Here is a 24,732-nt window from a genome sequence, read left to right as displayed (position 1 = left end):
ATTGATTCCTATTCACAGCGGTTCATTGCGCCCCTTGAGGGGCGCTTCGTTGCGGGTCACGTCATTAATTGCGCAAGAATAACGTTGCACTAGAAATAACTTAATCGTTCAGTTCGATTGCCTCGTGCCGTGTCTCGTAATACTTTGACACGCGATCAGCATAGGCCTGGTCGAAATCAGGTGCGTTGTTCGACCAACTCGGCCCGCCTTCCAGGATGCGGCGATCCAGGGTTACGACGTAAACATCATCGACCGGCTGATAGCTGAGCAACTCGAAGGGCAGGGGATAATAGCTCTTGTTGATCCCCAAGAACCCGCCAAGGCTCAGGATTGCGTGCGTCACACTCCCCGTGCGCTTGTTCACCATGTAGGTATGAACGTGCCCCATTTTGTCGCCATCGCGGCTACGGACGACCATCTCGTCGACTTTGTTCGCGGCGATGAGCAGGGTCTTGTTCGGAATGGTACCTGAATTGGACATAATGCCTCCGTTTCGAGCGCATAATTGCGAAATGATGGATTCGTTCCGTCAACAATAACTAGAAGATGCGCAATCGGCAGTTGATCTGCAAGACGCCTAGTCAGTTATGAGTGCCGGGGCTAAAGCGCGATCCCGAGCGCGCGATGGGGATTTTGTCCGGCTCGCAAAACATTCCTTCTCTGCCCAAGAAGACCCCGTTGCGGTCGCAACTCGTTACGGATGCGCATCAAGCCTTCGGGCCGAAGAGATCGCCAACAAGACTGGAACGACCTTGATCGTAGCCCCAATGAGAGATCCAGCTACAGTGGACGAATACCGACCTTCGCCATCATCAGAAGGATTCACCCGCTAACGGCTATGAGTCGGGCCGACGCGCGATCCCGAAAGCCGGATGGCAGCTTGGCCCCGCACGTGGAAAATTCCTGTCATGCAGGAATCGCCCCCGTTGCAACCTTTTCTTTTCAATGCGATATTTCGGCAATGAGGAAATGGCTGTGTCTTGTCGGAACGTTATTCGTACTCGGGTGCAGTGACGGCGATAGCGCAGCAGGTATTGCCGCGACAGTTCAGCACTGCGGGGGAGAAGAGATCGCTCCTGAGCTATCGACAAGAGTCAGCCGGTATTCCGTCGGCATACCGTCCAACGATGTCTACGTTCTGCAACTGTGCGATCCTGATCGGGGCTGTTCTGCAGTAGCGTCTTACAAAAATAGCACCGCGCCAGTCGCTGAATTGAAAAAGGATGTGTTGACCTTCAAGATACCCGGCGCGCGAGATCTCAAGATCCTAAAGGGCACTACTTGGATCGGCGACCGCGAGATGCCCCTTGCTGTTATCGCGCTGCAGTCGAACAAGGATGTTCCGGCCGTAAACGCGGTGAGAGGATGCCGGACCGATTGGGAGTTGAGGCCTTACCCTGAACCAGCGCCCCGCGCCTGATATCATCGGATCGCCATTCGTAAGCCGCCATTCGCCTTCCCACCCATCTTCGGTCATGAGCGAGACCGAGGCGCGCGCCGCAAAGCTGCATGTCGGCTTTCCCTCGCTTCTGAAAAAATCCTGCCTTTCAGAAAACGACCCCGTTCCGGTCATAAAGTGGGTGCTTTTTCTTCGATGGGCTGCGCACGCTCTCAAAAAAAGGCGGTTTCTCGGAAATCGATGTCTCCGCTTCAGAAAAACGCCGCCCGCATAAAAATCCCGATGATGCCCGCTCGGCGGCATTGGTCTAACGCAGGTCTATCGAACCGTTGGACAGGACCGAAAATGTGAGCAGTCAATCAATGGCGCGAGCAGCCATCGACGCGGTGATTTTTCTGATTGCCGTCGCTGGAACTTACATCGCACAGATCTCCGACCGACCTATCTCAGCAGTGCTCGTTTTCCTGACAGGGGTCATCCTGATCGCCATTCGCTCTGGCCTGGTGAGCGCGCTGGTCGCCGCGATTTCGGCGTCGCTGATCTACAATTTCTTTCTGAGCGAGCCTGCCTTCCGCTTCGGTATCACTTCGGCTGACGAGGCCGTGCCGCTCGTCGCCTTCAACGTCAGTGCGCTGCTTGCAGCGATCATGGTTGGCAGACTGAAGGATTCGGCCAAGAGAGCCTACCAAGCTCAGTCCGAAGCCGCTTTCATGCTCACCGTCAGCGACCGGCTACAATCCGCTGTGAGGGTCGAGGATGTCGAGACCGAAGTTCGAGGGGTGATTCCGCGACAGGGCGTGAGTTCGGTCGAGATATTTCTCAACCGAGGCAAGGCATACTGGCGACCTTCGACTGGTGAGGTGGAGTTCGACACCCTAAAGCCACTAATTGACCTTGAGGGCGACGACATCATTCAGCGCAACAAGGCTGTTGTGATAGAGCTTAAAGGCGCACGCGGATCGCTTGGGTTTGTAAAGTTCCGGCTGAGCGACCTCAGCCCTGATCGTCAAAGCTCTTCCAAGCTCCAGTCGATCACAGCCATGCTGGCCGTCGCTGTGGAGCGATGCCTTTTGCTTGAGGAATTGGCGGAGGCTCGCGCAAGGGCACGCAGCGAAGCACTGAAGGACGCGCTGTTGTCGTCGGTTTCGCACGACCTTCGAACGCCCGTAACGGTAATACAGGCGGCCGCAGGCGCCTTGCGGTCCGCCGAAGTCAGCCTTCCCGAGGAAGAGCAGACCCGATTGCTGACGTCGATCCTTGACCAATGTGCGAGGCTTGACCGCTACACTGCCGAGTTGTTGGACGTGGGCCAGATCCAGTCGGGGATCGCGCAGGACCGTCTCGAGACGGTGAACCTTGTCGAGATTGCGGGCCTTGCTATCAAGCACGCGCGGATCGCACATCCGGATATCATGATCGAGAGGAGCATGGCAGCCGGTATGCACTACGTGCGCGCCAATGCCGCAATGCTGGAACAGGCACTCTATAATCTGATCGACAATGCGCAGAAATTCGGCGGCAAATCCGGTCCTATCAAGGTCAGTCTGGAAGGTGGCGAAGGAATGGCCCGGATTGCTGTCACGGACCGCGGCCCCGGCATCCACGATGCTGATCGTCAGCGTGTCTTTACCAGGTTCTTCAAAGGGGAAGGCAGCGGATCAAAGGCGGGCATGGGTCTTGGCCTGTTCATCGCCAAGGGCTTTGTAGAAGCATTCGGTGGCACGATAACAGTCGAATCGCCATTGGAGGGCGGCAATGGCACTCGTGTTGTAGTTGCCTTGCCACTCCTTGCCGCTGACGAAGCCATGATTGCGGCATGATGCAAATTCTGATCGTAGATGACGAGCAGTCGATTATCGACACGCTCCGCCCGGTGCTGACGTCGGTCGGCCATGCTGTGGTCGAAGCGCATGACGGAGCCGAGGCGCTCAAATCAATCAACCAAACAGCGGTTGATCTGGTTCTCCTTGATCTCGGCTTGCCCGATACAGATGGATGCGACCTTATCCATCCGATGAAACAGGTAGCGGGCGCGAACGTAATTGTGATTTCAGCGCGTCACCTCGAACAGGACAAGATCAGGGCTCTTGACGAAGGTGCGGATGATTACGTCGACAAGCCATTTGCAATTGATGAACTTCTGGCCCGAATCAGGGTTGTTGAACGGCGCCGGACCGAGATGTCGGGCGCTGCAGTGCGCCGCTATGTATCGGAAGATCTGATCATCGACATCGCGCGCCGTGAAGTGGTGTTGCTGGGCGAACCGATCCACCTTTCGCCAAAGGAATTCGCACTGTTCGAATTGCTGGCGCGCAGTTCTGGACAGGTGGTAACGCAGCGGCAACTCATGATCGCGGGCTGGTCAAGCCCGGTCGTCGAGGCGCAGTATCTGCGCAGCTACATCGCATTGCTGCGCGACAAGCTCGAGGCCGATCCGTCGGACCCGGAGCTTATCCTTACTGAGCCGGGCGTCGGCTACCGTCTGAACACAATCCTCGCTCCAGAGCATTGATCATGATTTGGCCGGCAGGCCACCCCAAGGGGTATCGGGGGGCGATGGGGTGGCTTGCCGGCCGTCACTCGATGCTAAAGAGCGCCGCATTCGGCTGCTCGTTAACCCGGCCATTTTAACGCCACCACAAGACCCCGGTTACCATGAGATTTTTACGGGTGGGGCCGTGAAAATCCCATACTAGGACGTAGACTCATTACGCGGCACACCAGATGCGGGCACAGATGAGTTTGACGGCGGCGAGATAGTTCTCGGGGCACTTGTCGTAGCGCGTGGCGATGCCTCGGAAGTGCTTGATGCGGTTAAAGAAGCGCTCGACGAGGTTGCGCTGCCGGTAGAGCCAGCCGGAGAAGGCAAAGCGCTGCGTGCGGTTGGAGCGCGACGGGATGTTGGCCCAGGCATTCTTGCTGGCAGCGGCTTCTCGGATGGTGTTGCTGTCGTAGCCCTTATCGGCAAGCAGCGTGGCGCCCTCGGGCATCGCATCAAGCAGGGCTTCGGCTTCCTGGCTGTCGTGGACCTGACCGCCAGTCAGGCGCAGGGCAACGGGACGACCGTCAGCGTCAACGAGGGCATGGATCTTGCTCGTGAGGCCGCCTCGGGAACGTCCCATGCCGCGATCATCGGATCCCCCTTTTTGCCCGTCGCACCGTGCTGGTGGACGCGGACGCAGGTGGAATCGATCATCACGATCTCGCCTTCGAAAGCGGCGGAAACCGCAGCCAGAAGCCGGTCCCACACTCCGGCTTTGCGCCAGCGGACGAACCGGTTGTAGCAGGTGGTCGAGGGACCGTAGCGCTCTGGTATCTCTGCCCATGGCGAGCCTGTTCGGAACCGCCAAAGAATACCGTTCAGCACTCGCCGGTCATCAACGCGGGGAACGCCGCGCGGCTTGTTCGGCAGCAACGGCTCAATGATCGACCATTCCCAGTCCGTCAGTTCGTAGCGTCGCCGTGTCATCCAAAGCTCCTTCCTGAAGCCTTGAATCAATCCGGCAGCCTTCCCGCAAGTCAGTTTATGAGTTTACGCCCTAACGCCCCTTGGGTGGTGGCCCTAACTGACGGAGCACAAATCCCATTCAGATCGTTCGCTTGGAGACGCCGAAAATGAACCGAATCGTTGCAACAGCTTTCGTGATCTCCCTTTCCATCGCAGCTACAGGCTGCGCGAAGAAGAAGCCCGCTGACCTTCCGCCGCCGCCGCAAACAAACATTGGCCAGAGCGACGACAGAGACCGTGCAGCAGGGACGGTAGCTCCCGGCAGCCAAGCTGACTTCGTGCAGCGGATGGCAGGGCAGGACACGATCTTCTTCGACACTGACCGCTACAACATCGACAATGTCGATGCCGCAGCATTGCAGGCTCAGGCCCAATGGCTGGCGCAATATCCCGGAAAGCGTGTGCGGATAGAAGGGCATGCTGACGAGCGCGGCACCCGCGAATACAATCTGGCGCTGGGCGAACGCCGCGCCAATGCGGCCAAGAATTACCTTGTCTCGCTCGGGATCGATGCGTCGCGGCTGACTGTTGTGAGCTATGGCAAGGAGCGTCCGATGGCACTTGGAAGCGACGAAAACGCATGGGCCCGCAATCGCCGCGCAGTGACGGTCACGATCGACTGAGGCACCAGCATCGCTGATCAATTGTGCGGAGCCCGCCGCCGCAAGGCGGCGGGCAAAGTGCAGTTCTCTCTATCACCAACGGTTTGGGCGAAGGGTTTGCGCGTTTGTCTGGCAAAGAAATGATCCGATTCCTGCTCCCTATCTCCACACTTGCCCTCACTGGTTGCGCCACTTTACCCTCAGTCTCAGCCGTCAACACCATCGCAGACGGCCTTGTCGGCGCGGCCGTGCCATCAACATTGTCCCCAGTTGATTTGCGAAACCTCCAGTTGCGTCGCTACCAGGTTACCAAAGAGGTGGCTTTCGCTGCGACTATGGCCGCATTGATGGACGCGGGCTATCGGATCCAAAACGCCGACATCAGCACCGGCCTGATCATTGCTGGCGCTTCGAGCGCAGACAAAGTTCAGCTTGACCTGCGAGGTCTGGTCGTGACCCGCGAAGCACCAATTGCGTCGGTTTTTATCGAAGAACTCTCCGATGGCAGCAGCGTGCGCACCAGCTTCGCTTTAGGTCGGGCAACCACCGGCATAGCCGGGAATGGCGAAAGGATCGTGCAAGACCCCAAGCTATACGCAAGCTTCTTTACGCGCCTCGATTCCGAGATCGCTGAACGCCATGCTCAGAAGATAGAAAACGCGAGCGAATTCGACGCTTCCAGCGAGGCAGGCGACATTGGTGAGCTCCCAAAGCTGTAGTTCTGTTTTCCACCCATCACCGGTCATGAGAGGCGGCTCTGCGCGCTCCCAAAACCCGACAGACAGCTATAGCTGCCCGGTTGCTGGGAGCGGACATTCTGAAAACGACCCCAAGACAGTCGTTTGGGCGCCAGTCGGCCCCATTGAGTGAATGATCAGTTTCGAGCATGAAGATGCAGGCTGCAACATCGGATAGGTGCGCCAACGGGGACGTTTCGAGCTATTCTTCAGCGCGCAAGCCGCGCTCTCATTGCACCAAATTGGCCGGCAAATAGCGCAATGTCGCGATTGGGGCCGATCGCCAAGTCGACATTGCCAAGGAAGTGGCGCAGCACTGCGCGCGCGGTGGCATCGCGTTCGCAGGCGGCGGGGGCCGGTTCCGGGCCGAACCGAATGGCGCCGTCCACCTCGCGCGGAGCTGCCCGCCACCGCCCCTCGGTGACGCCACAAGGCTGGGTCAGGCGGAAACGGTTGCCAGGCATGATCGCTAATGTGCTGCCGCCCTCGGCCAGCAGCGTAAAACGCATGCCGGGCATGAGGCGGGTGGAGACGCCGCCCGCGCCCGGTGAAGCGTCACCGGTGCGGCGCAAGCGGATCGTGCCGACCTGAGAGGACAGGAGAAGACCGCCGGGGATGCGACCGATCCGCGGATCGGACAGGACGATCTGCTTGAAGCGGGCATCATCGCGACCGGGCACACAATTGGCGAGCGTGGAAAGGCCGCTTCCGTGGAGAAACAGTTGCCGCTCGAAGGCTATGGCAAGCCCTTCGGTGTGGTTGCAACCGTCCCACAAATAATAAGAGTTGGTGGCGAGGATAAGCTCAGCTCGCCTGTCGCCGTTGCGATGCGCCCGACTCGGGCCGCCTTCCACCTCGTAGCGGCCGGCGAGCGAGGTCGCCTCGGTGCTGCCGCGACGCACACGGTCGCCGACCATCCAATGTCCGCCACCGGCGAACAGAATCTCGGCATTTGGGCCATTGCTATAGCGAAGAACCCCGCGCATCGCCTCGGCCCAATCCTCGCTCTGCCCCAGCAAAGCAGGGTTACAGGCGCGCATGGCCCGTCGTTCCGGGCTTAGTAAGACAGTACTCACACCTGTCTGGGTCCAGCCACCTTCCGTGGTAAGGCACGGCGTGTCGAGGGTAAACCGGTCGCCTTCAACCGTCAGCGTCGGCCCCGAACGAGCGCCCGGCATTTCGATTGGGCGACCATCGAGCGCGCCGAAGTTCCAAACTGAACCAATAAGCGGAATTGGTGCGACGACGAAGCGGTTGACAGGCAGCAGACCAGTGCGAGCCAACTCCATACGCCGGTCGGTCGCGGTAATGACAAGACGGTCCGGCCCGAGCCACTCAATCTGAGGGCCGCTCGCCAGCAATTGTTGGACGCCCGTCTCTTGGCCATCAAACGGTGCGCCGCATGCCATGGAGGTGGACATCGCAAAGCTGCCGTAGAAGCGGTCTTCGTGGGCGAAACCCTGTCCGCCAAAGGAGTTACAGCCGACGTATCCGCCATAGCCAAGCTCGTTGAACGTCAGGACAGGCGGCCGGCCATCGTGCCCCGCAACCGGCGCGCTACCGTCTAACCTGACAATGCGCCATTGGCCAAACATGGAGGGAAGCGGAACGTCTGACGCGGCTTGTGAAGATGGCTGCGCTGAGCAGCCGACAAGAAGCAGCAAGAAGGCGAGACTACGCATGACCGCGTTAGTGCATGAGCGCAATCGAACGGCACCTTAACGACAGCGCGCGTTTCGGTTCTCTTGTGACCGAGCAGACCCGACTCTGGTGTGGAATAGATTGTTGCCGTCAGTGAAATGTTCCCTGCCACGCCGTTCTAAACATCGAATGGGTCAAAGCGGACGTTGGAAACTTTTTGGGGTGATGTCAGGCGTTCATCAGCGCAATAGAATATGACGGTATGTTACTGTCGCAGATTGCGTGGAAGCGGACTGTCGCAAAACCACCCAAAATCGGTCATAAGGCAGGCCGAGGACACGCGCCGAAAGCTGCCGGTTGCCTACCACGGCATCGGCCGGGCGCTTACGAATTTTCATTCATCTTTGGCTCCGCCTTCTGCTTTTCCAGGGCTCGATAGATGGTCATGCGCGACACGCCGAGATCACGGGCAATCTGTGCTTTAGGCCCGCCCTCCGATGCCAGCCTGCGAATAGCGTCATCGTCCACACGCTTCTGCCGGCCTTTGTAAACGCCCTTGTCTTTAGCCGCATCGATACCGGCCCGCTGCCGGTCGCGGATGAACTTCAGCTCCATGTCAGCCACCATGCCGAGAATGGTGATGACCATGCGGCCCATGTCGCCCGCGGTCGTCACCTCCAGCTCAAGAACTCGCAGTGAAGCTCCCTTGGCGTCCAGCTCATGAACCAAATTTAGGACATCGCGTGTCGATCGGCCGAGCCGGTCAAGCCGATGGACGACCAGTTCGTCACCCTCGCGCAGAAATTCCAACACAGTGGCAAGCTCCGTGCGTCCGTCGCGTGATGCCCCGGAGCTGGTCTCGGCACGGATAATCTCGCAGCCCGCCGCCTTCAGCTTGGCCTGCTGAATTTCCAGGTCTTGGCTCGTCGTGCTGACGCGGGCGTATCCGATGCGAGGCATGGCAAAATGTCACATTAAGGTGGTTGGCACCCTGATGCTGTCACAAAATCCGATTTGCCACTCATTTGTTACAATTTATCCTGTCACACCCAATAATCACATATGAGTGTGCCCAAATGTTATGGGTCCGATCCGAACCTTTCCTCAAATTTTTGTCGGTTTGCAGGAATAGCGACCCATTCGTTGAACCCGGCAGTCGCTTGCGCGAACTTCCGCCAGCGGCTCTCCGGGAGCATCCGCACTTCTTCTATCGGAATCCCGACGCCGGCTGACAGATATGCCTGCTACTCGACCGACAAGCAGGACCTCACCGCCCAGCGCCGCGCGCTAATCGAGCTCGGTGTGCCCGATGACCGCATCTACACCGACCGCGGCCCCACCGGCCGGAACCGCGATCGTCCAGGCCTCGGCCATGCGCTGGCAGCAGTCGGCATCGGCGAATACTCGATCAGCGACCTCGGCGAGCTGTTCAAGGTCTCGCGGCCTACCGTGTATCGGACTATAAGACGTGGTTCGTAAGTCCCGGAGGCCGACGCATGAAGCTCGATCAATCGCAGATTGAAAGGCTTCTGAAGGAGCATCTCCAATTTTACGAAGAGCTCCGTCTGAAGCGGCGTCGCCCGAAATCAGCGGCACAGCGGCAATTTCAGGATGTTGCGTGGGGCAAGGCAGAACCAAAGACAGAGCATGAGCACGCCTACGTCGCCTATCTGAAGGAACACGGAATCGGTGCATTCGCCTCGCACAAGGATAAGCCGCATATCGACGACGTGATGCGCGATCATCCCATTGGCCATCGCCCCGTCGATGGCACGGTCGGACAGAAGTGGGACAACGCATGGCGAGGTCACCGCGGCGACAAGGAATTCTGGTAGGTCATAAGGCGCGGAAGTGGGAAATTGATGGGGCGCATGCTTGTGAGCGTGCCGAGAGTGTAGCGGTTAGCGGCGCGCGGGGTGACGAGACCAGGGTACGGATGCATTATCGGGACACGAGTTCACGGTATGCCCATCACGGTCAATACTGGTAGTAGACCTCGCCCGGCGCCATCTCGCCAAGCTGCTCACAGGCGAACTCATCACCTTCTTCGCAAGCGGTAGCTAGGACGTCACGGTGCACTGTACCGCCATGGCCGGTTTCCTCTTCGGCACTTGGCATCGAATGCGGATCATCGGTGTCTAATGGAGACGCCAGGACCTCCGCAGCCTTCGAATTGCTTTCGCTCGACCGCAGTGCTGGGAACTGAATGCCCACCAGCTTCCAGCTGAACCACTCCCGCTCGAAGACGAAGCTCCCACCTTCCTTGGTGACCAGCTTGAAGCTGCCGAAACCTGACCGATCAATCGTCCCTTCGCTCGCAAGGTTGCCGAACATGTCGTCAGAACCGTTGCCGGGCTGCTCCGACGCACGACGCTCGAACGCGACCCTGATGGCGGTTGGCGTTACGAGGCGATCGATGAGCGGATCTGCTATCGCGGCACCCGCGGCTATGCCCATCTGCTCCAACGGGTTATCGCTCTCGGCGGCATGGATTGCGGCCTGCGCCGCGAGTTCCTCGCGCAGGGACGCACGCAGCTTGTCGAAATCGATGTAGGCCGAAAACGCCTCGTGATCTCGCTGTTCGAGTGCCGTCTTCATCCCATTGAGGGCGACCAGCGGGGACGCGAAATACATGTAGGCTGCAAAGCCCGCGACTATGATTGCCGCGAGCCCGATGATCGACGACTTCCCGAACCTCATTCGCTCGCCTCTCTCTTCATGCCACAAAAGCTCAGTGAGCCGCCCCATAGAGCCAACTCACCAAGAAACGGTTGCACAACTCCCGCGAAGCCTTGCGAGGCCGCTACTGCCTCACAGCTGTCCACACAAAATAGGCGCAATATTAGTGCTTTGGAAGGCCTTCGCTGATAGGGGCCGCCGCGCTCAATCCTGAGCGGAAAAAGGACATATCATGAAGTTCGTAACTCTCGCGGGAGCGGTCGCAGCTGTCTCCCTCGCCGGCCCTGCCCTGGCGCAAGACGACAGCACCGCAGGTGGAAAGTTCATCGCAGGGGCCATCGTAGGCCTCGATAGCGTCGAGACAGAATTCGATGGGATCTCCGAAAGTGAAGAGGACGTCGTGCTGGGTCTGACCGTCGGCTACGACTACGAAACCACCAGCGGGATCGTCTTCGGCATCGAGGCTGAATATACCGATTCAAGCGTGGGCGTGTCGGCCACTGATTTCGACGTGCCCGGCGACCGCGTCTCGGTGAACGCCGGCCGCGACCTCTATGTCGGTGGCCGTCTCGGCTTTCGCCCGGGCCGCAACGGCATCCTGTATGTGAAGGCCGGCTACACGGACGCCTCGATCGAGGGCGAATATGACGACGGCACCGGCGAAATCTCCGATGAGGTCTCGTTCGGCGGCGTTCGTCTGGGCGCCGGCGGCGAGATCGACCTTTCGAGCAACTATGCCATCCGTCTCGAATATCGTTACTCGGACTACGGCAACCTCGAGCTGTTCGGAACGGACACCGGGATCGGCGTGAGCCGCAACCAGGGCATCATCACGCTGCTCGGCAAGTTCTGACGTATCGGCGGGGCGGTGCTTCAATGCCGCCCCTCCAAACGGACGCCGGTGCCAGGCGAAACGTGTCACACAACACGGCGCGTTCGGGGTGCCCTTCAGCTGCAATCATGCTAAAGGCTGCACCCCACGCTGGTGACGTTCGGAGTTCTGCATGGCCGTCGAGGAGACAATGGCTTCCCCTGTGATCATGGCCCCCCAACCCACCGGACGGCGGCTTGTCATGTTCGAGAAAGACGGCGGAGCCAAGGAAGCCTTCAAGCTGCTGAACGGCATTCTCGACGTTCCTCCCTTCATTGCTCCCGAGTATGGCTCACTCGTCGACACCATGGCGGCGGCGGCCGAACACGATGCGACCATCATCCTTCCCCGGTTCTCCGTGGCCGCGATTAGCGGCGGGCCAGAGGCATCGGTGTCGATCGCACAGATGCTGCAAGCCGAGGGACTGGTAGTTGACAGCCGCCCGGAGTTCTGGATGTTCGCGCTCGGCGATCCGCCGTGGGCCGACGATACAGACCGCACATGGGGCTTGGCTGCCACAGGTGCCGATCAGAGCGCCTTTACCGGCGCGGGCATCAGACTGGCTGTTCTCGATACCGGCATCGACCTTGCCCACCCCGACTTCGCCTCGCGGGCAATCACCCATGCGAGCTTCGTACCCGGCGAGCCCGTTGACGATATTCAAGGGCACGGCACGCACTGCGCTGGCACGGCCGCAGCTGGCCCGCCGCAGGCCGTCAATGTGCCCCGCTACGGCGTCGCTCCCGGTGCCGAGCTTTTCGTGGCCAAGGTTCTGAACAATCGCGGCGCGGGCCGCGAGCTCGACATCATTGCTGGAATCGAGTGGGCGCTCGACAACGGCTGCGACATCATCTCGATGTCGCTCGGCCGCGCCACAGGCCCGCAGGAGCCATTCGATCCGCTCTACGAGGATATCGCATCGCAGGCTCTTGACGCGGGCTGTCTGATCGTCGCCGCGGCCGGCAACGACAGTGACCGCCGCTACCGCTATGTTGCCCCCGTCAGCTCGCCCGCCAATGCGCCATCGATCATGGCGGTCGCGGCCATCGAGGCGGACGGACGGGTCGCGCCCTATTCGAATGGTGGCGTGGGCACCGGCCGTATTGATGTGGCAGCACCTGGCTCAGGTGTCTTCTCGTCGGTTCCGCGCCCCCAGCTCTACCGAATCCTCAGCGGAACAAGCATGGCCTGTCCGCACGTGGCGGGGCTCGCTGCGCTCTGGGCCGAATCCAACCCGGCGCTCAGGGGACAGCGGCTCTGGGATCAGCTTGTCGCAGCGGCTGAACCGCTCGAAGGGCAAAGCACCATCGACATCGGGAAGGGCTTGGTTAAGGCTCCTTGATGCATTATCTCTCAGGCTATGACGAAATCGGCAACACAACGGGTGAACAAGCCTGATGAGCTCACCAGCTTCATCGTGACCGTGAACGACCGCGAAGCGATCGGCAGCGTCGCGCTCAAGCTTGAGGCGCTCGGCATCGATGTCGAGCGTGTGATGAAACGGACCGGCGTTCTTGGTGGACGCGGGCCTATCAGGCTTCTTCCCAAGATCACCGCCCTGCCCGGCGTAAAGCATGCGCGCGAGGAGCAGGGGTTTCAGCTGCCGCCGCTTCATGGTTCCATCCCGCAGTGAGGGTTGCGCTGAAGGGAAGATGGAACAAGTGTAGAACGCTTGGTGGGAACTCGCTGTCGTGATATGATGCCTGTGAAAGGCACGAATTATGTCACTTCACGATTTCTCAACGCCGCGGAATCCCCTTGGGCAATCGGACAGTCCCTACACACCCGGGACACCGTCCGGTGAAACGCTTCGTTGGTATGAGTTCCGGAAGAGTGAGCCTCTGATCGAAACGCCTTCCAAGCCTTACACAGGTAAAATCCCTGTTGTACGCATCGCAACGACATTCATCCTTGGGATGTGGGCCGCGATCATCCTGGGTTTCCTGCTTTAGGCTTGGAAATTAACGAGCGTACGAGGTCCAAATCGCGGTCACTTCCTGGTCGGAAATGAAATGTGCAGGTGATTGTCATGCCCTTCGTATTTCTGGGTTAGCCCTTCCTTTACCAGCACAGGATCGTTGAAAAGCACCGTTGTGCCCGGGTTACGTTCCTTCATGAACTCGATGTAATTGCGCGTTTGCTCACGGTCATAAGCACGACTCTGCCAGGTGACAGGGGCATTCCCACCATCTCGGCGGAACGGACGAATGTCGACCTGCCTGCCTTGCTCGTGGGTGTCATGGCCAGCGATGTCGCCACCTCCGGGCTTGCTGACATCACCGATGTTCACCGGCGAACCCCCGCGCCTTGCCCACTCGGCCGACGAAGAGCGCAGCTCACTGATCACGGTCTCGGTCCCGTATTGCTTTCCGGGTGCGGAATAGGTTCGAAAACCTTCCCCGGAGCGGGGCAACGCAGAATTGACGGGCCCGCCTCCGGCGGCCCCTCCCCCACCAATGCCGATCAGCTCTCCGGCTTGTTCCGCTTTACCTGAAATCCAACCCTTCGCATCGTCGAGATAGTTCTCAGCACCCTTGATCACCGGAGAGACAAGTGAGGTGCCGATGGACTCGTGATTGCGCTCATCGACACGATCTCCGAGAGCGCCAGCACGGCTTTCAGCGCCGCTGACCTTGCTGCCTAACGAAAGCCCCTCTGAAGTCAGGCGGAAGGACCCCTCGTCAATTCTCTCCGCAGCTTCCTCTCTGACCGAAGCATCTCCTGAATTTGCTCGCACGCTGACGTTCGGACCACGCGCTGAGATCGCAGCGATGTTTGCCTCACCGAACGCTTGCACACCCTCTGCCGAAGTGATTGACGGCCGGTCGCCGGTGGGGCTTCCCAATTCCGGGAATGACACACCGAGTTCCTGGCGCACCTGATCGACCTTGTCGTCCATGAATTGCTTCAACAGGATCTGCTTGACCTGCTCCTGTTCGGGTGTCGTCGCGACAAGCCGAGGCTGCCAACCCGTCGATGCAAGCACGCTGTTCTCCGGCTGACGAAGGGCTTGCTGTGCATAGGTCACAAACTCCTGCGTTTCATCCTGGCTCAGCGAATAGCCGCGCGATGCGGCCTCGCTGAAGTCCTGGCTGTGCCGCTCGTAGGCTTCCTGAGTACGCGCGGCTTCGTTCGAATAGTTCCGTGTGTCGGCCAGGCTCGCCGAATAACGATCAGAAAGGGATTTGACCTCGCTATCAGAGGTAGAGCTCGTAGCGCGCGTGAAGTCCTCTCGCGCCTGCCTCGCCTGTGTCGAATTCGACTCCTTGTAGGCATAGTCTGCAACCCGGGAGAGCGCCTGGTCTGCCGTCAGCGTTTCCCCGGTCTCATGCTTATGCTGCGCCGCAATTCGAAGACCAAGACTGGCGGCAGCATCAGCTCCGATCGAAGCGACGATGCCGTCCGTGCTACCAGCACCGATTTTCCCATTCACTCCAGCTGTACCGCCGCCCTCCCCAGTCAGGAAAAAAGACCTTGAGATACTCTGAGACTCGCTTTCGCTAAGTCCAAATCTCTCTTGGAGCGTATTGGACAGCGAACGAACCTGGTCGTTGAATTTCGACACACTCGAATTGAAAGCCGAGCCATTTTCATTCGAGGATGACGCACTGCGGGTCGCGCTTTCAACCAACTCAGAACCGGTAGACACCGTCGCGCTGCGAGATTCGGCTGCAGCCTGCCGCAAGCTCTCTGCCTTATTGAAGCCTTGAGACAGTGCTTCCCGGAAATCTGATGCGAAGCCTTCGCTGCGCACCGGCTTGTAGGCCAAGGAGGAGATGGCCTGTCGGGTGTCGAAAGCATTGGCACCATTGGCGAAGCCGGTTTCGATCCCGCCATCGGAATGGGTGAACGACGTCTTCCCGAATCCGGAGCCGTAGCTGAAGGTGTCATCGTGCTTGTTGAGGCTGCTGTTGTTGGCCGTGAGATTCTGAAACGACGTGTTGCCGAGGGCATAGTTGCCCAGCGTACGCTCTGCGGCGGCCGCCTGCCCCGCCGCTTGGGCGGGGCCAAGCAGCGACGTGGCCTGCCCGGCAATTGCCATCGCACCGCGCGCCATGCCGGCCGCGATGAACGGCACACTCATCATCATGAACCCGGCGATGGTCGCGATATCATTGTTCACATTGGTGATGCCATTGCTGACCAGCAGCGTCGGCCCGGTGGGTGCGACAGCAGCATAGGCACTGGCGGCCCTGTTCATCACGAACATGTGAAGGACCACATACAGCGGTCCCCAGCTAGCAAGGTAGAAGAACCCCATCCCGTAGCCGCGAAGCGTCGTGATGCCAGTTCGCGGAAAGAGGAAGAGCGGGAAGATCACCGGGAACATGGCATAGAAGACGACGTGCAGGACGATGCCGAGCAGCGGCACCCAGGTCATCGCCTGCTGTGCGATCGAGGTGTAGGTGTTGCGCGCCTGTGCATCAGCGCGCTGCGCTGCATAGGCGTCCCAGCCCGCGTCCGAGAAGCTCTCACGGGCCGCCATGAAGGCATCCATGACCGAGACCTGCTGGAGATAGGCATAGGGGTCGGTGGCGGTCCCGTGCATGGTGCCCGCCACGATGCCAAGGTCGTTCCTCAGGCGCTGCGCGGCGATAGTGTCGAGCAAGTCGGGATAGGCGCCCTTGGCGAACAGCGGCAGATCGGCATCGATTTCCGCGGTCCATTGCGCGTCAAGCGTTGAATAGGCGGTGTTGCAGCGAACGATGGACGAGGTCACGCCGGTACCACTGCGGGTCAAAAATTTCTGGGCCCGCGCCGGACTGCCGGGCCCGATATCCCGCCACAGGTTGTTGCTGTTCGTCAGCGTCTCCATCGGAGTAAAGCCAAGGAGCACGTCATAGAACACGCATTGCTTGAAGTGCTCGTCGAGATTGGCGCGGAAGACGGGATCGGTGATCTGGAAGGTCTGCGCCTTCTCGAGCAGCCGCGCACCATAGATGATGCCATTGTTAGTCATCTTGAGCGCATCGGGCATGACAAACACGGTCTCGGCCGTGCGGGTCATCCAGTCGCCGAACTGGCTGGTGAAGGATGCCATAACCCCTAACCCCAAGGGGACGTTGGCGACCGTGGCAGGCGCAAGACCGGGATCGATCCGATCGGTGACCTTGATCGTCACCGTGGGCACGAGCAGCATCATGTAGATGGCGGTCGCCTGCAGAAACCAGTTCATCCAGGCGCGCCAGTCGAAATTGAAGGCGAGCACCAGAAGCGAGTAGATCAGGCCCATCACGAAGACGACCTGAAGCATGGAGCGGAAGCCCCCTCCCCCTGACCATGCCGCGACGGCATTGAGGACATTGACGATGTACTCGCCGCCGCCGACCGTAAAGACCTCGAGCATCGACCTACCCTTCCCTCAAACCCGCCGATGCGGGGCCCTACCTGATCCCTTGAGCCGAAAGACCACGACCGAACCTGAGCGACGCTGAGATCTGCGGGCTCATGGTGTTCTTGAGCGATGCCTCGAGGAACTGCGTGCGCTGGATAATCTGATAGGTATCGCCGAGCTTGCCCGACATCTCGGCGCGCTTGGCATTCAGATTGATGCGGACATCCTGCACCTGCCTGCGCCAGTCATCGAAGTTCTTCTGCTCGGGAGCATCGAACCCGATCTGCGAACGCGCGACGTCATCGAGCATGCGGTCGATGTTCCCGAGAAGCACTTCGACGGCGACAATCTCGGCAAGGGAGTCAAGTTCGCCCGCACCCAGACCGAACTGTGACGCGGAATTGACGACGAGAATCTTGTAGAGAGGGATCGACGTCATCCCGAGGAGGTTGACCTCGTCGTTCGACAAGCTCGAATTGATGCGGATATCCTGGGCGATGCTTTCCATCATCGCCTTGACCCGCGCCTTGTAGGCAGAGTTCGGGCTGATGCTGAGCGGCCTCGGCTGCGGGTCGAGACATTCATCGGCCCCGCGCGAACCGTTGCAGCGGTAGATCTGTGCTGGTGCGACCGAGGTTCCGTCGAGCAGGGCAGTATAGGTGTCCCAGCTCGCCGGAGCGATGAAGCGGAACCGCCCGTCAGTGCTGTCAGTCTCGGGCTTGATGTAGATCACCGTCCCGACCATCGTCATCAGCCACTCGGCGTAGTCCTCGTCGGGCCTAGTGGCCGAGTTGCTCATCAGCGCGTTCCAGGTGTAATTCTTGCTTTTGGCGAGCGCGGCCTGCGGGTCGGTGCTGCCGTTGATGGCCGAATTACGCGCGCCTTGGTTCTGGCATTCGTGTCGAGCCTTCGCCTCATCCGAGAACAAACCCGAGCTGCGCCCAAGATTTTGGCAGATCGTCTGGCTTGCGCCGTCCATCTTCGGCCAGATCGCGCCGACTGCCTCTTGCGCAAACTGGCACGAGTTCATGTTGAACTCGTTCATCTGCTGGATCTTGTGGCTCATGTCCTTCATCACACCGCCGATCTGCGCGGAGATGGAATCGATCGCGAGCTGGAAGGCGAAGCCGATCGCATTGTTGGCGGTCGCCTTCAGGGTCGCGACGATCTCATCGGTGTTGATGAAGCTGAAGGAACCGCCGAACAGGTCGATCCCGCCGCAGCCCCCGCTAGCACGCGGCAGCTGCAGGTTGACCGGGTTGATCTGTTTGGTCGGGAACCGCGTCCACAGACTGCCACCGGAATAGTAGCCTGCCGCCTGCCCGTCGAAGGCAGACGGGCCGGTGACATTGGCAGCCGCTCCGGACGAGTTGAAATAGGAGTTCATCTCCCCCTCGACGCTGGCCATCGCTGGCGACGCCGCGAGGCCCACGGCAGCAAGGCAGGTGAGCGAGCTCCCGGTGATGCGAAAGCCGCGGGCCCAGAAGGATTGGCGAGATTTGCTCATCAGAAGTCACTCCCCGGCTCGGTGTTGGTGAGGGTGAAAATGCGGTCCATGACATCGTCGGCCGCCATCACGCCGTAGCCGATCGGCATGGGCTGCTTGGTCACGGTGTCGAACAGTACCAGCGCAGGCACCTGCTTGCCGGCCATGCCCATTGCCTGGAACTGGCCCGTGTCGATCAGGTAGTTGGGAAAGGCAGCATTGGGGCCACCGTCGATCGAAACCGCCATGACGGTCATGCCAAAGCGGTCAGAGACGCCCCTGATGATCGGAGAGAACACCTCGCAGGCGGCGCAGCCCGAGGAGTAGAAATAGAAAACCCCGTAGCGCTGGCTGATGGCGGCGAGCGCGGCATCGCGCTGGGCGGTGCGCTGGGTAGTCCAGGTCTTCTTGCCGAGTGCGTTGATCGGGCGCTGAAGCGTGTAATCGAGCTCGGGGTTCTGCCAGATAGCGCGGCGCCAAACGTCGGCAAAATCGGAAGCGCGGTCGAGCTGCTCGCGCTGGTAGGAAATATAGGCCTGCACGTTCTGCGTGGTCGGCTCGAGGATCGCCCTCGCCTTCAGCTCCTCCAGCTTTTCGCTGATCGCCTTGAGGCGTACTGCGGCCGGAATGCTGGACTGAGCCTGGGCGGCGGTCTCAGGATCGGGTTTGGGCTTTTCGCAGTAGAACCACTGTCCGAGGTTGCGTTCGCGGCAATAGAAGTCATCACCCTGCTGAACCCGGATAAGGCCATCATCGCCCTCCTCGCTCTGCTGCGCTGCCGCAATGTTCGGCGCGAGCGCCGCACTCAACATGGCTGCGCTCAGCACAGCACCCCATATCCGCGTCATTGCCTCACTCCTTGCTGCTGTCGTCCGAGGCCTCGTGCCCCTTGCCCTTCCCTTTGCGCTTTGGCGGGTTGGGCTTCACAGCACCGGCATCCGCCTCGACCGATTTGAAACGCGCTTCGCGCGCTTCCTTGCGCGCCGCCACGCGGATATCCTCGCGCTGCGCGTCCGTGAGGTTCGGCTTGCCCTCGCGCTTTCGCCGCGCCTCCTCGGCGGCGACTGCCTCGTCCTCCACCGATTTCTTCATGATGTGCGCCAGAAGCGGCGGATCGGCCTTCTTCAACGCGCGGCCAAATTCGCTGCCCACGATTCGGATGAGGGCCGTGAACGAAAGCGCCACCGGCTCGGCCGAAGCGCGCCGCGTGCGAAGCGATCCGTCCTCGAGCGTCGTCAAATACCCCTGATGTTCGAGACGTCGGAGCGCCGGGCGAACATCGCCGAGCGAAATAGCGTAGCCGAACCAATCCGATAAGGTCGGGAGCAGCGAGGGTGCCGGCTGCGGGCCAAGCCGCATCAAGGCGATCATGATCGCAAACTCGACCACGCTGAGGTCGGGCAATGCACGTCCGCTTGAGAGCGGTGTTATCGTTTCCATTAATTTGGTCCATGCTGCTGCAAGTAGTCCTCTATGCGTTGCTGGATTTGCTGTGACGTGTCCAATTCATCAGGGAGCTTGGCAGCGTCGATAAAGTCGGCGTAGACCTCGGAGAAATCCATCACCGAGAGGTCGAGACGTGAGAACTCGTCGAGCGTGAACCCCTTGCAGGTCTCGCTTTTGGGCGCGCCCCAAGGCTTGTTGATCTGCTGGCGGCCCTGCTGCTGAAGGATGCGGCTCAGTTTGGATTCAAAGCAGCAATAGGCATCCCTACGCGTCGTACAGACCCCCAGCACACGGCTCGAGCAATAGGAGCCAACCCGGTGGCAGAGCCCCTTGTCGTCCTTCTTGTCGAGCTCACGTTCGGCCGCGTTGCACAGGAACGGCGTCAGCAGGGGCACGCCCTTGCCCGAACAGCAGTTCGACAGTCCGAAGACCTTCTTCGAACAGGTCTCGCGCGAACCCGCGAACAGCGTCAGATCCGCCTCATTGAACTCGGCATTGGCCTGTCCAAGGGTGTGGAGACCGACAAGCGCATCCTTGAATTCGGTCGAAGCCTCGCGCTCGATCGGCTCGCACTCGCCATCGATGCAATAGACATCGTCACCGCAGATGTACTGCGCCGGATCGTTGGTCCCGCCGCCCGGGATCGGGCAGCGATAGACCTTGGTGGTCAGCTGACAGGCACCGACCTGCGGATCGTCGAGGCATTCGTCACGCACGAACGTGCATTGCGGATTGCCGGCAATATCGCTGCAATCGGTCGCCTGCGTAGTGCCCGAACACTGATAGGTGCGCTCCCATTCCCAGCACGAGCGCGTCACGGCAAGGCCATTGATCGTGCGCGTCTCGGGCTGACCGGTGCACACCTCACCTGATTGGGTGCAGGTCAACCCTTCGGTCGCCGCCTGGCACTGGCCTTCATTGCGGGTCTCGCTCACGATCCGCGTGGTGTTCCGCAGGAAGCCGCCCGGAACGCCCGGAAGCTGCGCGGGACAGGCCCAGACCTCGCGATAAAGCGGTTCGCCGGGCTCTGCGCACCATGGGCGACCACCCGAAGGCGGATAGACCCATTGGAGGCAGGAAAACCCTACCCTCTCGCGGTCGATCAGCGTGCAGCCACCCGATTGCAGCGCGCCCTGCACGTTAGAGCAAACGCCCGCATGACCGGGCTGCGGCTCGTCCGAATAGCAGCTGTATTCCCAATGCTGCGAACCAGCAGTCTCGATCACCAGAGGAACACGGCAGGTGCGCGCCTCTTCGATCAGCTGCGCGCCCTCCTCGCAGGTCGCCTCGTAATACTCCGTGCCCGCCCCACTCGGCGGGAGCGGTGCGCATTGACCATTGCTCGCCCCAAGGCTTGATCCTGCCAGATAGGCATCTGGATCTTCGGCGACCGTCTGCGCACGCAGCAGGCCATCGGGATCGAGCGTGACGACAGTACGATCCGGATTGGTCACCAAGCGCCACGCATCATTACTGAGCGCGCCGCTCGCGCCTTGCGCAGTCAGCGCGTCCGGATCATCTGCAAGCGCTTCCATGGGGAGCGTCTGGCCCGTGTAGCCGGGAATAGTGCCCGTGAGATTGGTCGATGTCGCGATCTGACCGTTGGCTCCGCGCGCATCAGTGACGAAGGCCTTCCCGTCCGCCTTCGCGGCGTTGATGTCTCCCTTGGGGAAGACCAGAGGCCCGCCGGGGACATAGGGCGCCACAGGGACCGGCCCTCCCCCGCCGCCGCCAGCGGGCGGCGGATTGCCCGGTGATGGCGCGGGAGAGGGTGTAGGCGTGGGAGCGGGCGTGGGGGTTTGTGGCGGCTGCGGCACCACGGGCACAACCGGTGTGATCGGATCATCAGGCAGCGTCGGGATAATGGGTTCGAGGCGCTGTTGAGGTTGAGGCTGCTGTTGCGGCTGCGGGAAGTAGGTGTAGTCATCGAAATCGTAAAAGCCGCCGCCAGGCGCAGGCTGCGTTGCCTGCGCCAGAACCGGAGCAGGCAGCGCCATTGACAGGCAAGCGGCCCCGGCCAGGATCGAGGCAAGCGCCCGCATCACTTCGCGGCCCTGATGTTGCCGAGCGCAGTGCGCGCGACCAGCGCACCGGGTCCGTTGTCCTCTGCGAAGGTCTCGAGCGCATAGCGCACGGTGACGTTGCCACTGATGCTGTCAAAAGGCGGAGGCGTGGTGGTGCAGCTGAGGCCGTCGCAGGGGGTGAAGTCGCTGGACACAGCAACATAGGTCGGCACCGCCTGCACGCCAAATGCACGAAACAGCCGGGGATCGACGCCGATCGAGGCGAACTGATCGTCATTGCTGACGACCTTGCTCATGCCGGCGACGAACTGCTTGACCGAATTGTTGGGAAAGCCTCGAAACACCACGAAGCCACCGGCCGCCGAGGTCTGATCGATGATCGTCTTCAGCGATTCTTCTGGCATGGAGAGGCTCACAAAGACCATGAACTGCGGCGCGCTTCCGCGATTGTCCTTGAGGTTCCCGGAGGCAGCAGCAATCATCTCGTCGAAATCGACCGCGCCAGCTGGGCCCTTGGGCAGCGTCGCGGGATCGAGCCCCTGCACCTTCTGCCTGGCCGCGGCATCGAGCGCTTCGGCGTCGGGACGGTACTCTTCCACCCGCCGCGCGACCTCGGCCGAGAGGATAGCCGCATCCTCGCTCTGGGCTGCGGCACGGGCGCGGATCGCATCGAGGTCGAGGCCATCGACCGTCTGGGCGAGCGCCGCCCCTACGCCGGCGAAGCCGCCGATCAGCGCAAGGGTCATGAGAAGTTTGCGGTTCATCTCGTCCCCCTCACAGTAGAGTAAGACGCGGGCGCGGTGCGGTGTCTCCACCGCCCGTTTCCCACGCCTTCTCTCCGAACCGGACGTGCACCTTTCGTTGTGCATCCGGCTCTCCAGAAGTCATGGCGAATTCGGGTTTTCTCATCCATTTGAGTTCGAACCGGTGGACAGGTACGTAGCTCATCAAGAATTGCTCCGTACCTCCTTCAGCCCAGACCTTGGTACCCGGATGGGCAACACTCGGCCTGCGGCCCGATGCGATCCTCCTCCCCGGAACACGCTTGTGTTTGGCCCGAAGCCACAGCCAGAGGCGTTGCCGCACATGCCAGTCGAGACTGGCAAAGATGCGCTTGGCCCCCACGCAGTAGCGGTAGTAGGCGGACCACCCCCGGAGGTATGGATTGAGTTCCTGAAGCATGGCCGCGAGCGAACGCCGAAGCGTCTGCCGCCGGGCCATTTGATTTATCCGTATGCGGAAGCCGTTGATCGGCTCACGCGGGATTTCGATGCGGGCATGAAGCCCGAATCGCTTGTCCCACTTAAGCCGCACGCGGCATCCCAAGAACCGACAGCCCGTGGTTAGCGCAGTGATGCGCGTCTTTTCGGGCGAGAGCGTCAGACCCATCGCCTCGTGCAGGTAGGTCGCCAACGCCTGCTTTTCGGCAAGCGCGTCAGCTTCCGTTCCCGACACGAAGATCAGGAAGTCATCGGCATAGCGGACAGGGTAGAAGACCGTTCGACCGGCCTTCCGGTCCTTGTCGCGCTTGATCGCCGCGAGCCTGATCCCATCGGATTTCAGCTCCGGGCTTTCGGGGCGGCGGACCCAGTCCCGATACCGTTCCTCGATCACGCTCAGCGCAATGTTGGCCAGTAACGGGGAGAGCACGCCGCCTTGCGGCGTGCCGGTGTCGGTGGGGCTGTACGTGACATGCTCCAAGACCCCGGCCTTAAGGAACTGCACGATCAATCGGTTCACCTTGAGGTCCGCGACGCCGTGGCGCACGCGTTCCATCAGGGGGTGGTGGCCGATGTTGTCGAAGCAGGCCTCAATATCGCCTTCGATTACCCATTGGTACGGCGCATTGTGTCGGTAGCCATCTGCCGCAGGTTTCCCCCGCGACTGGATGGTCAAACGGATATGTTCGAGGCAGGCTTGGCTGCCGCGTCCGGGCCGGAACCCGTATGAGACAGGCCAGAACCGGGCCTCGAAGATCGGCTCCAGTACTTGTTTGACCGCGCACTGCACCACGCGATCCTTGACCGTAGGGATACCGAGGGGTCGGAACTTCCCCGGTTTGCCCGGCTTTGGGATCCACTTCCTTCGTGCAGGGGACGGACGATACTCGCCCGCCCGGAGCTCCTCGCGGAGCCCTTGAAGGAATTTGTCGACACCAATTCCAGCGGCAATTTTCTCTACGGTCGCCCCGTCGATCCCCGGAGTGCGTTTGCCGCGATTACCGGCAATCGTCCTCCAGGCCATGTACAAGTTGCGGGGATCGGTCACCCAATTCCACAAGTCGTAGTATGGTTCTTCGGGGTGCTCCCGACTCCACTGGTAGAGCTTTCTCTGAACGCCGAGGAGCCAAGCCTTTGGGGCTTGATTACCAGAGTCCACTGGTAGTTCCTCCGTCATGACAGCCCACCGACTTCCTGCCCGCCTTCGCCATGTGGACGGCTTTCCCGTCCTCGGACTACTACGCAGGCTCCGCCCCACCAGCGTCCATCCCCGGTCTCCGCGGATAGCCTGCTCCGAAGCAGGCGGACGATGATGGTTCCCGTGTTCCGACGATCAACCTTGGACCCGTAGGTGCGACGCTTAACCCCTTGCGGCTCGGGTCTGCGGGCAAGAAAGGACGACCCGCAAACGAATACTCTGCAAGCATTCACCAGAAGGCAGCATACCAAACCAACCGGTTCACACCGCGATCTCCCCACCCCGTCAGGTGATCGGGAGTTCAACTGTAAATAAAGAGGCTTCAGACACGTCATTCGCTTGTATCTCACCTTAGGCCCTGTGGTAGCCCGACCTGCGGCTGACGGGCCGCATTCGGTACATTTCAGGTCTCCTGCTTTGAGGCCGACCGCCGGAACGCGGCAAACCTTGGAGACCCCCTTCCGACCCGATTCCTTCCATCAGGTGGGGTGGCATCGCAGCCACCGGTCGATCGCCAGCAAGACGATCGAAAGGAATATGATATTGAATTACATACATATTTCCTTTCTGCGCCGTCACGGCGCTC

At 60.5% G+C, this 24,732-nt stretch carries 21 protein-coding genes and 1 pseudogene; 10 read left to right on the top strand and 12 right to left on the bottom strand.

All coding sequences use genetic code 11. The features are described from left to right. Positions 1-100: 100 nt before the first annotated feature. Positions 101-481, bottom strand: coding sequence for a PRC-barrel domain-containing protein (locus BZF57_RS18620; RefSeq protein WP_086740747.1), 381 nt, complete (start codon positions 479-481; stop codon positions 101-103). A 480-nt stretch (positions 482-961) separates the two neighbouring features. Here BZF57_RS18620 and BZF57_RS20965 point away from each other — a divergent pair, with 480 nt between their 5' ends. The 3 genes from BZF57_RS20965 to BZF57_RS18610 all read left to right on the top strand — a co-directional run bounded on the left by BZF57_RS20965 (position 962) and on the right by BZF57_RS18610 (position 3,911). Continuing rightward, on the top strand, positions 962-1,420 hold the full coding sequence (locus BZF57_RS20965; protein WP_143738570.1) for a hypothetical protein: 459 nt from the start codon (positions 962-964) through the stop codon (positions 1,418-1,420). A 341-nt stretch (positions 1,421-1,761) separates the two neighbouring features. Further along, positions 1,762-3,219, top strand: a complete 1,458-nt coding sequence (locus BZF57_RS18615; protein ID WP_086740744.1) for a sensor histidine kinase — start codon at positions 1,762-1,764, stop codon at positions 3,217-3,219. Beyond that, on the top strand, positions 3,216-3,911 hold the full coding sequence (locus tag BZF57_RS18610) for a response regulator (RefSeq protein ID WP_240506048.1): 696 nt from the start codon (positions 3,216-3,218) through the stop codon (positions 3,909-3,911). Before BZF57_RS18615 ends, BZF57_RS18610 begins: the two co-directional genes overlap by 4 nt. Before the next feature lie 196 nt (positions 3,912-4,107). On the opposite strand, the pseudogene BZF57_RS18605 reads toward BZF57_RS18610, so the two are convergent. Then, positions 4,108-4,868: pseudogene (locus BZF57_RS18605) on the bottom strand (IS5 family transposase). Between the two features lie 146 nt (positions 4,869-5,014). On the opposite strand from BZF57_RS18605, the gene pal reads away from it, so the two are divergent. Together pal and BZF57_RS18595 are read left to right on the top strand one after the other, a co-directional pair. Then, positions 5,015-5,530: a peptidoglycan-associated lipoprotein Pal gene (pal, locus tag BZF57_RS18600; RefSeq protein WP_086740741.1), complete on the top strand. Its 516-nt coding sequence runs from the start codon at positions 5,015-5,017 to the stop codon at positions 5,528-5,530. Positions 5,531-5,649: 119 nt separating this feature from the next. Next, positions 5,650-6,228: a hypothetical protein gene (locus BZF57_RS18595; RefSeq protein ID WP_086740739.1), complete on the top strand. Its 579-nt coding sequence runs from the start codon at positions 5,650-5,652 to the stop codon at positions 6,226-6,228. Positions 6,229-6,455: 227 nt separating this feature from the next. Here the strand turns inward: BZF57_RS18595 and BZF57_RS18590 are convergent, their stop codons facing one another. Next, positions 6,456-7,928, bottom strand: coding sequence for an META domain-containing protein (locus BZF57_RS18590; protein ID WP_086740735.1), 1,473 nt, complete (start codon positions 7,926-7,928; stop codon positions 6,456-6,458). 343 nt (positions 7,929-8,271) lie between these two features. Next, positions 8,272-8,847, bottom strand: a complete 576-nt coding sequence (locus tag BZF57_RS18585) for a recombinase family protein (protein ID WP_086740732.1) — start codon at positions 8,845-8,847, stop codon at positions 8,272-8,274. 183 nt (positions 8,848-9,030) lie between these two features. Between BZF57_RS18585 and BZF57_RS18580 the strand changes: the two genes are divergently transcribed. Together BZF57_RS18580 and BZF57_RS18575 are read left to right on the top strand one after the other, a co-directional pair. After that, complete coding sequence (locus BZF57_RS18580) at positions 9,031-9,366, top strand: recombinase family protein (protein WP_240506047.1); 336 nt, start codon at positions 9,031-9,033, stop codon at positions 9,364-9,366. Positions 9,367-9,383: 17 nt separating this feature from the next. Further along, positions 9,384-9,722, top strand: coding sequence for a hypothetical protein (locus tag BZF57_RS18575; RefSeq protein ID WP_086740727.1), 339 nt, complete (start codon positions 9,384-9,386; stop codon positions 9,720-9,722). 142 nt (positions 9,723-9,864) lie between these two features. Here BZF57_RS18575 and BZF57_RS18570 read toward each other — a convergent pair whose 3' ends face one another. Beyond that, positions 9,865-10,587 carry a DUF2939 domain-containing protein gene (locus BZF57_RS18570; RefSeq protein ID WP_162291048.1) on the bottom strand — a complete coding sequence of 241 codons (723 nt, stop codon included), beginning with the start codon at positions 10,585-10,587 and terminating at the stop codon, positions 9,865-9,867. 211 nt (positions 10,588-10,798) lie between these two features. On the opposite strand from BZF57_RS18570, the gene BZF57_RS18565 reads away from it, so the two are divergent. The 3 genes from BZF57_RS18565 to BZF57_RS18555 all read left to right on the top strand — a co-directional run bounded on the left by BZF57_RS18565 (position 10,799) and on the right by BZF57_RS18555 (position 13,070). Continuing rightward, positions 10,799-11,419, top strand: coding sequence for an outer membrane protein (locus tag BZF57_RS18565; RefSeq protein ID WP_086740723.1), 621 nt, complete (start codon positions 10,799-10,801; stop codon positions 11,417-11,419). 151 nt (positions 11,420-11,570) lie between these two features. After that, the gene (locus tag BZF57_RS18560) at positions 11,571-12,779 is read left to right on the top strand and encodes a S8 family serine peptidase (protein ID WP_086740721.1); all 1,209 of its coding nucleotides are present in this window, start codon (positions 11,571-11,573) and stop codon (positions 12,777-12,779) included. 18 nt (positions 12,780-12,797) lie between these two features. Continuing rightward, entirely contained in the window at positions 12,798-13,070 is a 273-nt protein-coding gene (locus BZF57_RS18555; protein ID WP_143738568.1) for a hypothetical protein, read from the top strand. 357 nt (positions 13,071-13,427) lie between these two features. Here BZF57_RS18555 and BZF57_RS18550 read toward each other — a convergent pair whose 3' ends face one another. The 7 genes from BZF57_RS18550 to ltrA are packed head-to-tail and all read right to left on the bottom strand — an operon-like array spanning position 13,428 to position 24,125. After that, positions 13,428-16,784, bottom strand: a complete 3,357-nt coding sequence (locus BZF57_RS18550) for a conjugal transfer protein TraG N-terminal domain-containing protein (protein WP_086740717.1) — start codon at positions 16,782-16,784, stop codon at positions 13,428-13,430. A gap of 37 nt (positions 16,785-16,821) precedes the next feature. Then, the gene (locus BZF57_RS18545; protein WP_086740715.1) at positions 16,822-18,279 is read right to left on the bottom strand and encodes a conjugal transfer protein TraH; all 1,458 of its coding nucleotides are present in this window, start codon (positions 18,277-18,279) and stop codon (positions 16,822-16,824) included. Then, positions 18,279-19,106 carry a conjugal transfer protein TraF gene (locus tag BZF57_RS18540; protein ID WP_086740713.1) on the bottom strand — a complete coding sequence of 276 codons (828 nt, stop codon included), beginning with the start codon at positions 19,104-19,106 and terminating at the stop codon, positions 18,279-18,281. The genes BZF57_RS18545 and BZF57_RS18540 overlap by 1 nt, the downstream gene beginning before the upstream one ends. Before the next feature lie 4 nt (positions 19,107-19,110). Continuing rightward, the gene (locus BZF57_RS18535) at positions 19,111-19,662 is read right to left on the bottom strand and encodes a hypothetical protein (protein WP_086740711.1); all 552 of its coding nucleotides are present in this window, start codon (positions 19,660-19,662) and stop codon (positions 19,111-19,113) included. Positions 19,663-19,697: 35 nt separating this feature from the next. Beyond that, the gene (locus BZF57_RS18530; protein ID WP_276206651.1) at positions 19,698-21,701 is read right to left on the bottom strand and encodes a conjugal transfer protein TraN; all 2,004 of its coding nucleotides are present in this window, start codon (positions 21,699-21,701) and stop codon (positions 19,698-19,700) included. A gap of 44 nt (positions 21,702-21,745) precedes the next feature. Next, on the bottom strand, positions 21,746-22,492 hold the full coding sequence (gene trbC, locus BZF57_RS18525) for a type-F conjugative transfer system pilin assembly protein TrbC (protein ID WP_086740706.1): 747 nt from the start codon (positions 22,490-22,492) through the stop codon (positions 21,746-21,748). Between the two features lie 10 nt (positions 22,493-22,502). Further along, positions 22,503-24,125 carry a group II intron reverse transcriptase/maturase gene (gene ltrA / locus BZF57_RS18520; RefSeq protein ID WP_086740703.1) on the bottom strand — a complete coding sequence of 541 codons (1,623 nt, stop codon included), beginning with the start codon at positions 24,123-24,125 and terminating at the stop codon, positions 22,503-22,505. Between the last annotated feature and the right edge of the window lie 607 nt (positions 24,126-24,732).

Source organism: Erythrobacter colymbi, assembly GCF_002155685.1.
GTDB lineage: Bacteria > Pseudomonadota > Alphaproteobacteria > Sphingomonadales > Sphingomonadaceae > Erythrobacter > Erythrobacter colymbi.
This window is presented reverse-complemented; position numbering and strand designations above follow the sequence as displayed.

Bases quoted from the DNA above. Each gene is read 5' to 3' on its own strand.
- ltrA (WP_086740703.1), bottom strand. From the start codon at position 24,125: ATGACGGAGGAACTACCAGTGGACTCTGGTAATCAAGCCCCAAAGGCT.
- BZF57_RS18540 (WP_086740713.1), bottom strand. From the start codon at position 19,106: ATGACGCGGATATGGGGTGCTGTGCTGAGCGCAGCCATGTTGAGTGCG.
- BZF57_RS18610 (WP_240506048.1), top strand. From the start codon at position 3,216: ATGATGCAAATTCTGATCGTAGATGACGAGCAGTCGATTATCGACACG.
- BZF57_RS18555 (WP_143738568.1), top strand. From the start codon at position 12,798: ATGACGAAATCGGCAACACAACGGGTGAACAAGCCTGATGAGCTCACC.
- BZF57_RS18570 (WP_162291048.1), bottom strand. From the start codon at position 10,587: ATGAGGTTCGGGAAGTCGTCGATCATCGGGCTCGCGGCAATCATAGTC.
- BZF57_RS18615 (WP_086740744.1), top strand. From the start codon at position 1,762: ATGGCGCGAGCAGCCATCGACGCGGTGATTTTTCTGATTGCCGTCGCT.
- BZF57_RS18530 (WP_276206651.1), bottom strand. From the start codon at position 21,701: ATGGCGCTGCCTGCTCCGGTTCTGGCGCAGGCAACGCAGCCTGCGCCT.
- BZF57_RS18575 (WP_086740727.1), top strand. From the start codon at position 9,384: ATGAAGCTCGATCAATCGCAGATTGAAAGGCTTCTGAAGGAGCATCTC.
- BZF57_RS18620 (WP_086740747.1), bottom strand. From the start codon at position 481: ATGTCCAATTCAGGTACCATTCCGAACAAGACCCTGCTCATCGCCGCG.
- BZF57_RS18545 (WP_086740715.1), bottom strand. From the start codon at position 18,279: ATGAGCAAATCTCGCCAATCCTTCTGGGCCCGCGGCTTTCGCATCACC.
- BZF57_RS18560 (WP_086740721.1), top strand. From the start codon at position 11,571: ATGGCCGTCGAGGAGACAATGGCTTCCCCTGTGATCATGGCCCCCCAA.
- BZF57_RS18595 (WP_086740739.1), top strand. From the start codon at position 5,650: ATGATCCGATTCCTGCTCCCTATCTCCACACTTGCCCTCACTGGTTGC.
- BZF57_RS18585 (WP_086740732.1), bottom strand. From the start codon at position 8,847: ATGCCTCGCATCGGATACGCCCGCGTCAGCACGACGAGCCAAGACCTG.
- trbC (WP_086740706.1), bottom strand. From the start codon at position 22,492: ATGAACCGCAAACTTCTCATGACCCTTGCGCTGATCGGCGGCTTCGCC.
- BZF57_RS18550 (WP_086740717.1), bottom strand. From the start codon at position 16,784: ATGCTCGAGGTCTTTACGGTCGGCGGCGGCGAGTACATCGTCAATGTC.
- BZF57_RS18565 (WP_086740723.1), top strand. From the start codon at position 10,799: ATGAAGTTCGTAACTCTCGCGGGAGCGGTCGCAGCTGTCTCCCTCGCC.
- BZF57_RS18590 (WP_086740735.1), bottom strand. From the start codon at position 7,928: ATGCGTAGTCTCGCCTTCTTGCTGCTTCTTGTCGGCTGCTCAGCGCAG.
- BZF57_RS20965 (WP_143738570.1), top strand. From the start codon at position 962: ATGAGGAAATGGCTGTGTCTTGTCGGAACGTTATTCGTACTCGGGTGC.
- pal (WP_086740741.1), top strand. From the start codon at position 5,015: ATGAACCGAATCGTTGCAACAGCTTTCGTGATCTCCCTTTCCATCGCA.